The organism is Streptomyces sp. NPDC001732, from assembly GCF_053596315.1.
Window position 1 is genome coordinate 134249 of sequence record NZ_JBSFFY010000007.1, and the last position, 15075, is coordinate 149323.

The following is a 15075-nucleotide window of genomic DNA, read 5'->3' on the forward strand; positions in this document are numbered from 1 at the left end:
ACAGCCACTCCCCCACGTACCGGTGCTCACCCATGCACCGGTGCTCCCCCTGCACCGATGGCCGCCCACGTACCGGTGCTCACTCCGACCACTGCCGCTTTTCATCGCTTTTCACCCGTACGGGCAGGCGGTCGGGCGGTCCGCCGGGCGGCGACTACGCTCCGGGGATGGACACCAGGCGCTCGCTCCGCATCCTCGCCGCCGCACTCGGCGTGGCCGGCCTCCTCGTCTCCGGCTGCACCGGCAAAAGCCCGACGAACGCCTCGTCGTCCGCGTCGGCGACCTCGTCCGTGCCGCCCGTACCGGACGGGCTCAAGCCGTACTACGGACAAGAACTGAAGTGGCGGGACTGCGGCGTCGAGGGCTTCCAGTGCACGACGATGAAGGCACCGCTGGACTACGCGAAGCCGGGCGGCGACGAGATCGGTCTGGCCGTCTCCCGCATGAAGGCCACCGGGCCCGGCAAGCGGATCGGCTCCCTCCTGGTGAACCCGGGCGGCCCCGGCGGCTCGGCCGTCGAGTACCTCCAGGGGTACGCGGGGATCGGTTTCCCCGCCCCGGTCCGGGCCCGCTACGACATGGTCGCCATCGACCCGCGCGGAGTGGCCCGCAGCGAGCCCGTCGAATGCCTCACCGGCCCGCAGATGGACACCTACACCCAGGTGGACCAGACCCCGGACGACGCGGCCGAGGTCACCGGGCTGAGCAACGCCTACAAGCGGTTCGCGAGCGGCTGCGAGAAGCACTCCGGCAAGGTCCTCCCGCACGTCTCCACCGTCGAGACCGCCCGCGACATGGACATGCTGCGATCCCTCCTCGGTGACGAGAAGCTGCACTACGTCGGGGCGTCGTACGGCACCTTCCTCGGCGCGACGTACGCCGAGCTCTTCCCCGGCCGGGTCGGCCGCCTGGTCCTGGACGGCGCGATGGACCCGTCGCTCCCCGCCGTCGACATGAATCGCGACCAGACCGCGGGCTTCGAGACCGCGTTCCAGTCCTTCGCCGCCGATTGCGTGAAGAAGGCGGACTGCCCGCTCGGCACCACCTCCACCACCGACGCGGCCACCCGCCTGAAGCGGCTCTTCGCCGACCTCGACGCCCGGCCGGTCAAGACCGGCGACTCCCGCCGGCTCACCGAATCCCTCGGCACCACGGGGGTCATCGCCGCGATGTACGACGAGTCGGCCTGGCCCCAGCTCCGTGAGGCCCTCGCCGCCGCCCGGACCGGCGACGGCTCCGGCCTGCTCTCCCTGGCGGACAGCTACTACGAACGCCAGCCGAACGGCACGTACGCGAACCTCATGTTCGCCAACGCCGCCGTGAACTGCCTGGACCTCCCGCCCGCCTTCACCGACGCCCAGGCCGCCGAGCGGGCGGTCCCCGACTTCGAGAAGGCGTCCCCGGTCTTCGGCCGCGCCTTCGCCTGGTCCGCCCTGAACTGCGCCCACTGGCCGACCCCGTCCACCGGCACCCCCCACCGCATCGAGGCCAAGGGCGCGGCCCCCATCGTCGTGGTCGGCACGACCCGCGACCCGGCCACCCCGTACAAGTGGGCCGAATCCCTGGCCGACCAGCTCTCCTCCGGCACCCTCCTCACCTACCGCGGCGACGGCCACACGGCGTACGGACGAGGCAGCGACTGCATCGACACGGCGATCAACACCTACCTCCTGGAAGGCACCCCGCCGAGTGACGGCAAGAAGTGCTCCTGACCCTGTCGATCTCCTACTGACCTGCGAGAACGGTTCGAAACCAGGGTGGTACGGAGCACCCCCGGAAACTGTGTAGACTTGGCGACGCTGCTGATCGCACCATGGTGCGACAGGGCGCGCCGCCTTAGCTCAGTTGGCCAGAGCAACGCACTCGTAATGCGTAGGTCTCGGGTTCGAATCCCGAAGGCGGCTCAGAGAAAGGCCAGGTCGGATGTTGTCCGACCTGGCCTTTTCTGTTGCCGGTCATGCGGCAGGCTGCTCGGTGGGGGAGGGGGCGCCCGGCACGACAAGGCCCTGCTCTTCCACTCCGGCGCCGCGGTCGGCGGCTTCTCGATCGGCCCGGTCGTGGGCGGGCTGCTCGCCTCCGTCGGCTGGCGCCGGGTGTTCTTCGCCCCGGTCGCACATCGCTCGCCCGACCCTCGCCCCCGTTGGCGCGGGCCCGTCACCTCGACGGCTCATGCTCATGCGCGACCCCATAACGCGAAGTGAGGGGGAGGACGGGATCTCCTGGCGGTGACGTGTACGCGGCTACCTTGGCGGCAATTCCCCCGAAGTCAAGGAGAGTTCCGTGGAGAGATCCCTGCTCCGCAGACGTGCCCTGGCCGCGTGTACCGCCACCGTGGCCGTCGGTGCGCTCGCGCTCGCCGGTCTGACCGGCACCGCGTCCGCTGACCCCACTCCCCGCGCCGGCACCCCCACTGCCGCAGGTGCCGAACAGCTTTCGCCCGGTCTGCTGGAGGCCATGCGGCGTGACCTCGGCCTCACGGCCGCCGAGGCGCGCAGCAGGATCGGCCACGAATCCCGTGCGGCAGCCGTCGCCGCGGGGCTGAAGCGCTCCCTCGGCGCGGACTTCGCCGGGGCCCGGGTGAGGGGTGACGACGCGGCCCTGACCGTCGCCACCACCGACGCCGCGGACGCCGCCAAGATTCGCGAGGCCGGTGCCGAGCCCGTCGTCGTCGCCCACGCACTGGCCGAACTCGACGCAGCAAAGGCCAAGTTGGACCGGGTGGCGCTGCGCGACGCTCCCGAGGGCGTGCCCGTCTGGTACGTCGACGTGGCCACCAACCGGGTCGTCGTGCAGGCCGCCGACACTTCGGCGGCCGACGCCTTCCTGGCCGCTGCCGGGGTGTCGCGCGAGCTGGTGAAGGTGAACCGGTCCACGGAGCAGCCGCGCACGTTCGTGGACCTGCGGGGCGGTGACGCGTACTACATGAACGGCTCGGGGCGTTGCTCCATAGGCTTCCCGGTGAAGCGCGGCAGCCAGTCCGGTTTCGTCAGCGCCGGCCACTGCGGAACGCCCGGGGTCAGCACCAGCGGCTACAACCAGCAGGCGCAGGGCTCGTTCCAGGGCTCCACCTTCCCGGGCCGTGACTACTCCTGGGTCGCCACCAACAGCAACTGGACGCCGCGCGCCCTGGTGAACGGGTACGGCAACGGGGACGTGACGGTCACCGGATCCACCGAGGCGCTGGAGGGTTCGTCGATCTGCCGCTCCGGTTCGACGACCGGCTGGCACTGCGGAACGGTCCAGCAGCGCAACACCAGCGTCACCTACCAGGAGGGCACCGTCTCCGGGGTCACCCGCACCAATGTGTGCGCCGAGCCCGGTGACTCCGGTGGTTCGTTCATCTCCGGCAGCCAGGCGCAGGGCGTCACCTCCGGCGGTTCCGGGAACTGCTCCCAGGGCGGTACGACGTACTTCCAGCCGCTGAACCCGGCGCTCCAGGCGTACGGGCTCACCCTGGTAACCAACGGCACCCCGACCGACCCGCCCACCAATCCGCCGAACCCGGGCGGCAGTTGGGCCGAGGGCGCGTCGTACGCGGTGGGCGATGTCGTGACGTACGGCTCCGACAGCTACCGCTGCCTCCAGGCGCACCTGGCGCAGCCCGGCTGGACGCCGCCGAACGTACCGGCCCTCTGGCAGCGGATCTAGTACCTCCTCCGGCACCAGTGCCCCTTCGGTACCAGTGTCTCTTCCGGCACCAGTACTCCTCCCGGTACTGATTCCGGTTGCCGATGACCATGCCGCCCGGCCGATGCTTCGGCCTCCCGGCCGGGCGGCGCGCACCGCACACTGCACGCCGCACGTCGCTCCACGCCATCTCACGTCATGCCCGTGTCCTTCCCCCATACCGAGGAATCAGCCATGACTCCAGAAGTGCCCGAAGGTTCCGGCGACCCCCGTCGGATCAGCCGCAAGACACTGCTCAAGGCCGCCCTGGTCGCCGGCGCCGTCCCGCTGCTCGCGGGCGGCGGCGTCGCGCTGGCCCGGGACGCAGGGGCCGACGGCCGGCCGCTGGCCCCCACGCCGAACTGCGACGACGGCGACGGCCCGACCCACGAGCAGATCGAGGGGCCCTACTTCAAGCCCAACTCCCCGCTCCGCACGAGCCTGATCACCGGCAGCACCCCCGGCGTCCGGCTGACCGTGAGCGGCTACGTCTTCGGGCGGGGCTGCCAGCCCATCCCCGGAGTGCTCCTGGACTTCTGGCAGGCCGACACCAACGGCGCGTACGACATGAGCGGATTCGCCTTCCGCGGCCACCAGTTCACCGACAACTCGGGGGCCTTCAGCCTGACCACGATCGTGCCGGGGCTCTACCCGGGCCGTACGCGGCACATCCACGTCAAGGCCAAGGCGCCCGGCTCGGGCATCCTGACCACCCAGCTCTATTTCCCCGACGAGCCGCGCAACAACACCGACACCATCTTCGACCCGGCACTCCTGATGAACGTCCGGGAGGTCGGCTCCGCGAAGGAAGGGTCCTTCGACTTCGTCCTCGCCGTCGACCAGGGTCCGACCGTTCCGCCCACCGACCCGCCCACCGACCCGCCCGGCTCCACCTGGGCGGTCGGAACCTCCTACAACGCGGGAGACCGCGTCACGTACGGCGGGGTCGTGTACCGCTGTCTGCAGGCGCACTCGGCCATGGCCGGCTGGGAACCGCCGAACGTCCCCGCCCTGTGGGAACGCGGGTAGACGCGCAGCACGGCGCAGGCGGACCACCGCCGCGCGGTGCGCACCCCGGACTTGCCTCACGGGGGGTGCGCACCGCGCCGGGTCCGGGCCGACGGCACCATCGGCCCGGACCCCCTTTCTTGTTTCCCGTTTCTCGTCCCCCGCTTCTCGTTGCTTCGTCCGGTCCGTGGCCCGGGGGCGGGTGCGGGGCTGCGGAGTAGCCTGGATGTGTACGGCTCCCGGCGAGCCGGTTCTGTCGGCCTGCGCATCGAAGGGGGCCGGTACCGCATGGACACTCTGGTCACCGTCGTGGTCGTCCTCGCGATGATCGCGTTCGCGGCGTACGTCATTCATCTGCTCAACGCCCGCCACCGGCATCAGCATCTGCGTCCCGTGCACTACGACCACGGACTGGCCGGGTTCGGGGAGAGCACGGCGCCGGACCACCCGTCGCGGTCCGCTGCCGAGCCCGACGAGAAGGAGCGGGGAAAGAGCGGAGAGTCCGATTCCGGTTCCAGCTCCGGACGGTGAGCGGCTCCGGGCGGTGAGTGGTTCCGGGGAGGGGAGCGGTGGGTGGTTCCGGGGTGGTCACTTCGCGTCCGAGTAGCGCTCCACCACCGCCGTCGTGAAGGGGAAACGCACCGGCGTCTCGCCGAACGCGGTCCGGCCGGCCAGGTCCCCGGCTGCCCGGATCGCCTCCACCACCGCCTCCGCCTCCTCCCGCGGGCAGTGCACGATCACCTCGTCGTGCTGGAAGAAGACCAGCTCGGCCCGGAGCCCGGCGGCGCGGAGCGACTGGCGCAGGGCGGCCAGGAGCAGCAGCGCCCAGTCGGCGGCGCTGCCCTGCACCACGAAGTTGCGGGTGAAACGGCCCCGCGCACGGGCGTTCGTCGAGGCGTAGCCGGGAGTGAACTCGCCGTCGGCGGAGGGCGGGTCGGCGCTCTCCTGCGGGAGGCCGGCCTCCTCGTCCTCCCCGCTTCCGGCCGCGGGCGGGCTGGTGCGGCCCAGCCACGTCCGTACGAGGCGGCCTTCCTCGCCCGCCTTCGCCGCGTCGTCGACATAGGCCACGGCCAGCGGGAACCTGCGGCGCAGGGCGGCGAGGTTCTTCAGGCCGTCGCCCGAGGTCTGGCCGTAGATCGCGCCCAGCAGGGCGAGCTTGGCGTGTTCCCGGTCGCCGTGGAAGGCCCGGTCCGACAGGGACGTGTACAGGTCGCCGTGGTGGCCCGCCACCTCCATCAGGCCGCGGTCGCGGGAGATCGCGGCGAGCACTCTGGGCTCCATCTGGTCGGCGTCCGCGACGACCAGGCGCCAGCCCTCGTCGGCGACGACCGCCCGCCGTATCACCTTGGGGATCTGGAGCGCCCCTCCGCCGTTGGTCGTCCAACGGCCGCTGACCGTGCCGCCCGGCAGGTACTCGGGGCGGAAGCGGCCCTCGCGCACCCAGTCCTGGAGCCAGCTCCAGCCGTGCGCCGTCCAGATCCGGTACAGCTTCTTGTACTGGATCAGGGGCTCCACCGCCGGGTGGTCCAGCTCCTCCAGCTCCCAGCGCCGGGTGGACCTGACCTTGATGCCGGCCTGTGCGAACGCCTTCACCACGTCGGCGGGGAGGTCGGGGCGGACCCGTCTGCCGAAGGCGGCCGAGACCTCGTCGGCCAGCTCGGCCAGTCTGCGGGGCTCGCCGCCGCCCGCGTACCGCTCGCCGAGCAGTTCGTCCAGCACGTCCCGGTGGACGTCGGCGCGCCAGGGGAGGCCCGCCCGGTTCATCTCGGCGGCGACCAGCATGCCGGCCGACTCGGCGGCCGTGAGCAGGCGCATCCGGGCCGGGTGGGCGGTGGCGTCGTGGCGGCGGAGCTGGTCGGCGTACACCTGGAGCAGGTCGTCGAAGGGCAGCTCGGTGCCGGAGCGGGGCTCGAAGAGGGAGGACTGCGAGCCGGGCTCCGCGGTGCGGGGCGGGGGATCGGGCGGCACCGGGGCGTTGTGCAGGCGGGCGTGGGCGGCCGCGGCGGAGCGGGGTTCGCCGAGGCGGCCCTCGTGGGCGAGGAGAAGGGACTCGGCGACCTCGATGTCGTAGCAGCGGTCCACGGGGACGCCGGCCGCGAGCAGGCGCGGGTAGATCTCGGCGGTGGACCGCCAGACCCAGCGGGTCACCTCCGGGCGGGAACGGACCGCCGCCACCAGGTCGGGCTCGGCCACGACCGGGCCGGCGGGCAGGCCGGTGGGAGCCAGTGGGGCGAGGAGCGCGCCACCGGTCTCCGTCATGGCCAGAGCCCAACGTTCGGTCATGCCGTCGAGTCTTGCACCCGGCACTGACAGCGACGTCCGGGCGCGCGGGCCTGGAGGGGGCTGTGTGGTGGCCCTTGCCGCCCGGCCGCCCGGCCCCGGGACCGTAGGTGGCGGTCACCGGGGACGGGGCGGCGGGGGGAGGCTCAGGACTCGGCCTCGCTCGTCCAGGTGCCCAGGGAGATCTCGGCGGTGATGCCGGGACCGAAGCCGGCCATCAGCCCGCGGTGCCCGTCGAGGACCGATGCCTCGTCGAACATGCGGCCGAGGGCGTCGAGCACCACGGCGCTGGCTATGTTGCCGTACTCGGTGAGCGTGGCGCGGCTGAAGCGGAACGCTTCGGGCGGCACGTCCAGGAAGTGGCTCAGGTCGTCCAGGATGCGCGGGCCGCCCGCGTGGATGATGTAGAAGTCCATCTTGCCCGCGTTCCACTGGTGCTCCTCGGCGACCGCCTCCAGCGCCGGAGCGAGGGGCTCCATGGTGCCGGGCACCCGCTTGTCGAGCTGGAAGTGGAACCCGGTGGACCGGACCGCGTAGGAGATCCAGTCCTCGGTGTCCGGGATGATGTACGAGCCGTTGCGCTCCAGCCGTACTCCCGTACCGCCGCTGCCCCGCAGCACGACGGCGGCTATGCCGTCGCCGAACAGTCCGTTGGACAGCAGCGATCCCACGCCCAGGTCGGTGGGCTGGTAGCACAGCGAGCAGAACTCACAGGCCACGATCAGCACGTTGGCGTCGGGGTACGCCGTGCAGTAGTCGTGGGCCCGGTTCACCGCCGCACCGCCCGCGGCGCAGCCGAGCTGGGCGATCGGCAGCTGTCGGGTCTCCGGGCGGAAGCCCATTTCACCGATGAGCCATGCGGTCGGCGGCGGCATCATGAAGCCGGTGCAGGAGACGTAGACGATCAAGTCGATCTGCTCGGGCTCCAGTTCGGCCTGGTCGAGCGCCCGGCGCACCACCGCAGGCACCCGGGCCTTGGTGTGTTCCTCGTAGGTGATGCTGCGGGCGTCGAACCCCGGGTGCTGCAGCACCTTTTCGATCGGCTGGATCAGATGCCGTTTCTGCACCCCGGTGTGTTCGATCAGACGAAGAACCAGGTCGATCTGCGGATGGTCGCCGTGCAACCGTCGGGCCAGCTCAAGGGTTTCCTCGTTGGTGATGACGTGCTCGGGAACCGCGATGGCCGGCTTGCAGAGAACCGCCATGGAACTCCTCCTAGCGGACATGGTCCACACGGCCGGGCCCGAAGGTTTCTTTAGGGGCGTTTGTCGGCGGGAGGCGGCCACCACGGCTTTGCACGCGCGGCCTCGCGTCGGCATACGCGGTCGCGCGGGACGGAGCTGGTGGATTCCGGCGCCGAGCAGGTGCCCCTGGAACGGGCGCGGACGGGCCGACCGTCGAAGACTGAGCTCTAGCCGTTCGTGGGCGGAAGCTGATCCGCCACGGAATGGGTGGCCGTCGGGTTCACGTTACGGCAGGCGGATCGGGGCCGCATGTCGAGACGGCGAGGACCGCAGGAGGGGCGTGTGGGCCGGAGCGGATGCGCACTGGGCGGGCGCGTGGGCCGGGCGGGATGCGGGTCGGACCGGACGTGGGCCGGACCGCAGGGCGGGCGGGTGGGTCGGACCGGACGTGCCCCGGTGTGTCCCGGACCGTTCCGGTTGCCGCCCGCCCCGCACGGGCGCATCATCGATGACGGCCTCTCGTCTGCCGGGCCCGGGTCGGGCCTCGGCCGGACCCGGGCGTGCGTGGCGTACGCGATGTGCGTGACGTGTCCGGCGTACGCGAGGTGCGTGGTGTTGTGCGTACGACGGTTCGAAGGGGCCAGACGCTTCGAAGTCGAGGCGCGACCGGAGCGCCCCTGGTCACCGGGGGTGCCGGAACGCATCCGGTCGTCGGGCGTACGGGGCCTCCTCGGTCACCAGGTGACGGGGAGTTCGAGGGGATAGCGCCAGATCGACGTCTTGTTCCAGCGCACCTCCTCGGCCGGCACCGCCAGTTTCAGGGCGGGGAAGCGCTTCAGCAGCGTTCCGATGGCGACCTGGAGCTCCGTGGCCGCGAGCGGGGCGCCGAGACAGTGGTGTCCGCCCCAGCCGAAGGTCATGTGGGACGGCCCGTTGCGCTCCAGGTCCAGCTCGTCGGGGCGGTCGAACTTCCGGCCGTCGCGGTTGGCCGTCAGATAGGAGACGTGCACGATGTCCCCCTCCCGGATCCGCACCCCGCTCAGCTCCACGTCCTCGGTGGCGACCCGGGGGATGCCGACCCCCTTGCGGAAGGGGATGAAGCGCAGCAGCTCCTCGATGGCCTGCGGGAGCATGTCGGGGCGATCGCGCACCATGGCGAGCTCGTAGGGCCTGGTGAGCAACGTGTAGGCGATGTTCCCGATCTCGTACGTGGTGGTGTCCTGGCCGGTGATGAGCAGGACCATGGCCATGACGGTCAGTTCCTGGTCGTTGAGGATCTCGTCCCCGTCGCGGGCGGTGGCCAGCGCGCTGATCAGGTCGTCGCCCGGGTCCGCCCGTCGCTGCGCCGTCAACGTGGCGAAGTAGGCGCGGAGATCGGCCTTGGAACGTACCGCCGCGTCCTTGTTCTCGACGGTGGTGTCCATCATGGTCCGGGCGTGGGCGCGCAGTTGCGCGCGGTCCTCCTCGGGGATGTCGAGGACCTCGCAGATGGTGGTCAGCGGCAGCGGGGCCGCCAGGTGTGCGAACAGGTCGGCCGGGGAGCCGTTCTCCTCCATCCGGTCCAGCAGCTCGTCGACGACGTGCTGGGTGCGCACCCGCATGCGCTCCATGTGACGGGGTGCGAAACCCTTGGAGATCAGGCTGCGCAGACGGCTGCTGCCCGGCGGGTCCATCACGTTGATCGCCTCGTCCTGGACGATCGGTTCGGGGGTCATGCGCGGGAAGTTCCGGCCGATGATGGCGCTGCGGCTGAAGCGCCGGTCGGTGGTCACCGTGCGCACGTCGTCGTAGCCGGTGACGAGCCACGCCTCGCCCTCGCCGTGCGGGAGGCGGATGCGGGACACCGGCGCCTCGGTCATCAAGTGTCTGAGCACCGGGTCGAATTCGAGGGCGTCGGCGTAGTCGAACGGGCAGTGCCGGGCGTCGGCGGCTGGTTCCATGCGGAGCTCCAGAGGGGGAGTCTGACGGTCGGTTCGTGCGGCTGCGGGCCGGGCTTCGTCCGTGCGGGGTGCGGGCCGGACGGGACCATGGGTGCCCGGTCGTCGGCATGGACACGCGCCGCTCCCGGCCGATTGGTCCATATGCAGAACAGATTCGGCGCCGCCGGTCGCTGGACCGGCGCAATGCGATCCGGCGACCGGCGCAGCGCCCCGGTTCGGTGGGGCCGGCGCAGTGCCTCGGTCCGGCGGTCGGCACGGCGCCCCGGTCCGGCGGTCGGCACAGCACCTCGCCCGGCGGCCGGTGGTGTGCAGCAGTCCGGCGGCCAGGGGTGCGTGTCGGCGGTGTGTGGTGCGGCGACCGGGGTGCGCGGCGCGGCCCGCCCGGTCGCGGGGTCAGTTGCCCGGTACGACGTTGGTGGCGTCCACCGCCGGGCGCAGTGCCCGTGCGAGCTCGACGCCGTCGTCCACGGCCCAGAAGTGGACGAAGAACAGGCGAGGGCTCTCCGAAAGGTGGTGGTTGTGCAGCTCGACGAGCTTGATTCCGCCCCGGCGCAGGGCCTTCAGCACGTGCGGGACCTCGGAGGCGAGCATGGCGCAGTCGCCGCTGAGCGCGGCCCGGCCGCCGCCCAGCGGCTGGAAGTTGAACGCGCTGGTCGCCCCCAGGCCCGGCGGCAGGATCAGGTGGCCGTCCACGACGGTCTCGCGGCGGATGAAGGGGATCTTGTAGATCCCGTCGTCGACGGTGCCCTTGGCGCCCAGTGCGGCCTCCATCGCGCCGGTGTCCAGGTCGACCGGCGCCGGGGGGCGCGGCGGCTGCGCGGGCGGGGTGGCGGTGCGGTCGAATCCCGCGCGCAGCCCGCGGGCCAGGGCCACCGCGTCGTAGCCGTGCGCGTGGATGTGGGTCCACCAGACGTCCGGGGTGTGGGAGAGCAGGTGCTTGTGCAGCGCGGTCTGCTCGATCCCGTGCGCCTGCCAGGCATCGGTCACCTGCTGGAGTTCCTCCTCGGTGACCGCCACGTCGCCCATCACCATCGTGCTGCCGTCGGCGTAACGGACGAAGGCCACGTGTGTGCCCAGCGCGAGTCCCGGGGTGACGACGACGCCGTCGGAGACCACCAGCAGGTCCCGCCGGGGGAAGGCCGTGTGGTACGTCGTGCCGCGCAGCATGCTGCCGCTGCGGCCCAGCGCCTTCGCCACGCCTGCCCAGTCCGTCGGCTCGGTCCGCGCGGGCTTGATCTGTTTGCCGTGCCCGGCCCTTGTTCCGGTTCCGGCCCTGGTACCGGTTCCGGTCTCGGCCGGCCCGGTCGTTGCGGTGGGCCGGGCGAGGGCGGGGGCGGTCCCGGCCGCGGCCAGTGCCGGTGCGAGCGCGGCGGCGGCCAGCACGCGCCGTCGCGAGGTGAGCCCCTGTGCTTTCGCGTCCTGCTGTCGGTTTCCGATGCCGACTCCGATGTTGGTTCCGGTTCCGGTTCCGGTTTCTGCTCCTGCTCCGGTCATTCCTCGATCGCCTCCGTCTACGGCTTCTGGGTGGAATGGGAAGCACGCTAAAACGTGACGAAAGGGGAAAGCGGATGCCCCGTCAGCAGGTGCGGCTGGATGGACCACACACGTTGCCCGCCCGGGTTCAACTGCCCGGTCCGGCTGCCTCGCCCGGCCCTGCCGGCCCTCGGTCACCGGCAGCGCGTGCGGCGCACCGCCTCCGGCAGCAGCGCCGCCCCCACCGCGACCACCGCGCACACCCCCGCCGCGCCGCCCATCAGCGACCACGGCACCGACACCTCGACCGGCGCGGACAGCGAGGCCAGCGCGGCACCCACGCCCGCCAGGTTCACCGCGGTCACGGCAAGGCCGAGCAACGCCCCGAGCCCGACCGCGAAGAGGGTCTCCCCGGCCACCACCGCGAGGACCCGCCGCCGGGTGGCGCCGGCCAGCCGGAGCGCATCCAGCTCCGAGGACCGTACGGACCCCGCCATCAGCAGCGTGTTGGCCAGCGCGAGCACCGTGTAGACCAGCGCGATGCCCAGGACCACGGCCAGGCCGAACCGGGTCTGCGCGCTGGTGCGGGGGTGCGTCGCGGCCAGCCACTGTTCCACCGGCCGCACGGTGCCGCCCGTCTTGCGCAGTTGTGCGGTGACAGCGGCCCGGTCGGCGCCCGGCGAGAGGCGTACGTCGATCCGGTCCACCACGGCCGCCGGGGCGTTCGCCCTGGTCACGTAGGCCCCGTTGTTCCCCGTGCCGAGCGCCAGCACCGCCGCGATCCGCAGCTTCGCCGGTCGCCCGTCGCCCAGCCACACCCGTACCGTCGAGCCCACCGTGTGCTGCTCCCACTCCTCGTTCACCACGATCGAGCGGTCGTCCAGGTCCCTGATGTCGCCCGCCACCACCGGCAGTCGGCCGACTGCCGCGAGGGCCTTCGGGTCGTCCACCGCGCGGGCCTCGGACGTGATGAGGGCGGTGCCTTCCTCCCGTACGTGGACGGCGGTCGGGGCCGAGGCGGAGAGCGTCGCGCCCGGCACCGGACGGGGCCTCAACTCCCGTCCCGTCACGACCAGATCGGCCCGGGTGTGCTCGCGCGCCTCCGCCGCCCGCGCGGCCGGTACCGTCATCGCCGAACCGGTCACCGAACCGGCCAGCGCCACGGTGACCAGCACCGGCGCGACGATCGCGGCCGTACGCCGCAGCGCCGCCGACGTGTTCGCGGTCACGAGCGTCCCGGTCGCCCCCGGCAGCCGGAGCGATCGGCCCAGCGGGCGCACCAGCAGCGGCGTGAGCAGCGCGGCGGCCGTGATCAGGACCATCGGCCCGGTGGTGTACGTCTTCCGCTTCAGCAGCGCGGACGGGTCGGTGACGAGGGACTTCGCCATCAGGAACGCCGCCCCCGCGAGCAGGAGGACTCCGAGCAGCCGGCGGACCGGCGGGAGCACGCCCGTATCGATGTCGGCCTCGCGCAGCGCCTCCGCGGGGCCGGTCCGGCCCGCCCGCCGCGAGGCCGCCCAGACCCCCGCGAGTGCCACGGCCTGCCCGGTCCAGAAGGCGACGTGGAGCGGCCAGGCGGCCGGGCGGACGGTGAACCAGGACGGCGCCATTGCCTCGTCCACCAGCAGGTCGGCGAGTACCGGTGCGGCCAGGCGGCCCAGCGCGCAACCGGCGGCGGAGGCGAGGGCCCCGACCACCGCGGCCTCCGTCAGCAGCAGCCGCCGCAACTGGCCGGGCGTCGTCCCCGCCGTGCGCAGCAGCCCGAACTCGCGGCGGCGCAGGGCCACGGAGAAGGCGAACGTCGACGCGACGACGAAGACCGAGACGAAGGCGGCGACGCCACCGGCCGTGCCGAGCAGGGCGTTCACGGTCACCAGCCCCTCGGCGTCCCGCTCCGTGGCCGGGTCGGCGCGGCGCCGCTCGTCCCCGGTGAGGACCAGGGCGCGGTCGCCGACGACGCGCCGAACCTCGGCGACGGGCGCGTCCACACCCACGGCGTCCGGGCCGCGCACCGTCGTCCGGTCTGTGGCGGAGGGCCCCCGACCGGTGGTGGAGGGCTTCCGGCCGGTAGGGGAGGGCCCCCGGCCGGTGGTGGAAGACTTTCGACCGGTGGGGGGAGGCGGTCCGACGACCTCCGGGCTGTCGTCCCGGGTCACCGGGCCGAGCGCCTGGAGCTCGCGCAGGAGTTCGATGTCCACAGGGTGTGGATGGGCGAGCCTGTGGCTCACCTCTGCTGTGGACGGACCGCGCCGGACCCGCACGGTCAGGGTGTCGGTGCCCATCACGACCACCGGCGATCCGGCGAACCGCTGCGGCGCCCGGTCCGGGACGTCGAGGGTCGAGGCGAGCCCGAGGCCCATGGTCGCGATCAGCCCCACGCCCAGGCCGAGTGCGACGAAGGTGCCGATGAGCGTGGTCCAGCGGGTGCGCAGGGAGGCCAGGGCGATGGTCAGCACGACGCCTCCGGGGCCTGGGTCCCGACGCCGGTGGCGGGGTGGGAGTCGGTGCCGGGGTCGGTGACGGTGCCGGGCGTGCGGCCGTACGGGGCGTACGCGCCGTCGTCCGTGGGGTCGCCGTCCGCGGGTCCGTCGGGCCTGCCGTCGCGCCCGTCGCGTCCATCGCGTCCATCGCGTCCATCGCGTTCGCGTCCCGCCGCGAGCCAGGCCGCGATCCGTTCGGCGCCGGGGGCGGCCAGGTCGTCCGCCACCTGCCCGTCGACCAGGAAGACCACCCGGTCCGCGTACGCCGCGGCCACCGGGTCGTGGGTGACCATCACGATCGTCTGTCCCTCCAGGTCCACCAGTTCCCGCAGCATCTCCATCACCGCCTGGCTCGTCGCGGTGTCCAGCGCGCCGGTCGGCTCGTCGCCGAAGAGCACCGCGGGCCGGGTGATCAGGGCCCGCGCCAGGGCCACCCGCTGCTGCTGACCGCCGGACAGCTCGGTGGGCCGGTGCCCCGCCCGGTCCGCGAGGCCGACCCGGGCCAGGGCGTCCCGTACCTCGGTACGGGACGGGCGGCGGCCCGCGAGACGCAGCGGCAGCGCGACGTTCTGCGCGGCGGTCAGCGAGGGGACCAGGTTGAACGACTGGAAGACGAAGCCGATCCGGTCCCGGCGCAGCAGCGTCAGCCGGCGCTCGCTCAGCCCGGTCAGCTCCGTCCCGCCCACCTCGACGGTGCCGGACGTCGGCCGGTCGAGCCCGGCCGCGCAGTGCAGCAGCGTGGACTTGCCGGACCCGGACGGGCCCATGACGGCGGTGAAGGTTCCGGCGCGGACGGTGAGGTCGACACCGTCGAGAGCGTCGACCCGGCCGTAGGAGCGGCGCACGGAGCGGAGTCGTACGGCATCGGCGACGTTCCCGGACACACCGGACGCTGAGGTGTGCGAGGCGTGCGAGGTGCCCGAGGCGTGTAAGGCGGACGCGGACGATGAAGTGGATGAGGCCGATGGGCGCGGGAAGACCATGCCCACGATCGAACCGTTTCCGCGTCCGGCGATCACGACCACCAGGGCCCGTGCGCACGGT

9 protein-coding genes, 1 tRNA gene and 1 pseudogene are annotated in these 15075 nt (G+C 72.5%); 5 read left to right on the forward strand and 6 right to left on the reverse strand.

Going from position 1 to position 15075, the window contains the following annotated elements:
• Positions 1 to 167: 167 nt before the first annotated feature.
• The 5 genes from ACWCXX_RS10560 (at position 168) to ACWCXX_RS10580 (ending at position 5205) form a co-directional block, all read left to right on the forward strand.
• Positions 168 to 1712 carry an alpha/beta hydrolase gene (locus ACWCXX_RS10560; protein ID WP_451125947.1) on the forward strand — a complete coding sequence of 515 codons (1545 nt, stop codon included), beginning with the start codon at positions 168 to 170 and terminating at the stop codon, positions 1710 to 1712.
• 118 nt (positions 1713 to 1830) lie between these two features.
• Positions 1831 to 1904: transfer RNA gene (locus ACWCXX_RS10565), tRNA-Thr, on the forward strand.
• Between the two features lie 376 nt (positions 1905 to 2280).
• A complete protein-coding gene (locus tag ACWCXX_RS10570; protein ID WP_451125948.1) occupies positions 2281 to 3648 on the forward strand; it encodes an alpha-lytic protease prodomain-containing protein in 1368 nt (455 codons plus the stop codon).
• A gap of 213 nt (positions 3649 to 3861) precedes the next feature.
• On the forward strand, positions 3862 to 4695 hold the full coding sequence (locus ACWCXX_RS10575) for a carbohydrate-binding protein (RefSeq protein ID WP_451125949.1): 834 nt from the start codon (positions 3862 to 3864) through the stop codon (positions 4693 to 4695).
• Positions 4696 to 4962: 267 nt separating this feature from the next.
• Complete coding sequence (locus ACWCXX_RS10580) at positions 4963 to 5205, forward strand: hypothetical protein (protein ID WP_451125950.1); 243 nt, start codon at positions 4963 to 4965, stop codon at positions 5203 to 5205.
• Between the two features lie 57 nt (positions 5206 to 5262).
• On the opposite strand, the gene ACWCXX_RS10585 is transcribed toward ACWCXX_RS10580, so the two are convergent.
• The 6 genes and pseudogenes from ACWCXX_RS10585 to ACWCXX_RS10610 form a co-directional block, all read right to left on the reverse strand.
• A complete protein-coding gene (locus ACWCXX_RS10585) occupies positions 5263 to 6957 on the reverse strand; it encodes a bifunctional 3'-5' exonuclease/DNA polymerase (protein WP_451125951.1) in 1695 nt (564 codons plus the stop codon).
• Between the two features lie 143 nt (positions 6958 to 7100).
• On the reverse strand, positions 7101 to 8180 hold the full coding sequence (locus ACWCXX_RS10590) for a type III polyketide synthase (RefSeq protein WP_451125952.1): 1080 nt from the start codon (positions 8178 to 8180) through the stop codon (positions 7101 to 7103).
• A gap of 692 nt (positions 8181 to 8872) precedes the next feature.
• Positions 8873 to 10078 (reverse strand): cytochrome P450, encoded by a 1206-nt coding sequence (locus ACWCXX_RS10595; RefSeq protein ID WP_451125953.1) that lies wholly within the window; start codon positions 10076 to 10078, stop codon positions 8873 to 8875.
• 393 nt (positions 10079 to 10471) lie between these two features.
• A complete protein-coding gene (locus tag ACWCXX_RS10600) occupies positions 10472 to 11572 on the reverse strand; it encodes a DUF1259 domain-containing protein (protein ID WP_451125954.1) in 1101 nt (366 codons plus the stop codon).
• 173 nt (positions 11573 to 11745) lie between these two features.
• A complete protein-coding gene (locus tag ACWCXX_RS10605) occupies positions 11746 to 14007 on the reverse strand; it encodes an ABC transporter permease (protein ID WP_451125955.1) in 2262 nt (753 codons plus the stop codon).
• 197 nt (positions 14008 to 14204) lie between these two features.
• Positions 14205 to 14915: pseudogene (locus ACWCXX_RS10610) on the reverse strand (ABC transporter ATP-binding protein); the annotation flags it as partial.
• Between the last annotated feature and the right edge of the window lie 160 nt (positions 14916 to 15075).

Excerpts from the sequence above, each read along its gene's own strand:
- ACWCXX_RS10560 (WP_451125947.1), top strand. The coding sequence starts at position 168 with ATGGACACCAGGCGCTCGCTCCGCATCCTCGCCGCCGCACTCGGCGTG.
- ACWCXX_RS10575 (WP_451125949.1), top strand. The coding sequence starts at position 3,862 with ATGACTCCAGAAGTGCCCGAAGGTTCCGGCGACCCCCGTCGGATCAGC.
- ACWCXX_RS10580 (WP_451125950.1), top strand. The coding sequence starts at position 4,963 with ATGGACACTCTGGTCACCGTCGTGGTCGTCCTCGCGATGATCGCGTTC.
- ACWCXX_RS10585 (WP_451125951.1), bottom strand. The coding sequence starts at position 6,957 with ATGACCGAACGTTGGGCTCTGGCCATGACGGAGACCGGTGGCGCGCTC.
- ACWCXX_RS10590 (WP_451125952.1), bottom strand. The coding sequence starts at position 8,180 with ATGTCCGCTAGGAGGAGTTCCATGGCGGTTCTCTGCAAGCCGGCCATC.
- ACWCXX_RS10595 (WP_451125953.1), bottom strand. The coding sequence starts at position 10,078 with ATGGAACCAGCCGCCGACGCCCGGCACTGCCCGTTCGACTACGCCGAC.
- ACWCXX_RS10600 (WP_451125954.1), bottom strand. The coding sequence starts at position 11,572 with ATGACCGGAGCAGGAGCAGAAACCGGAACCGGAACCGGAACCAACATC.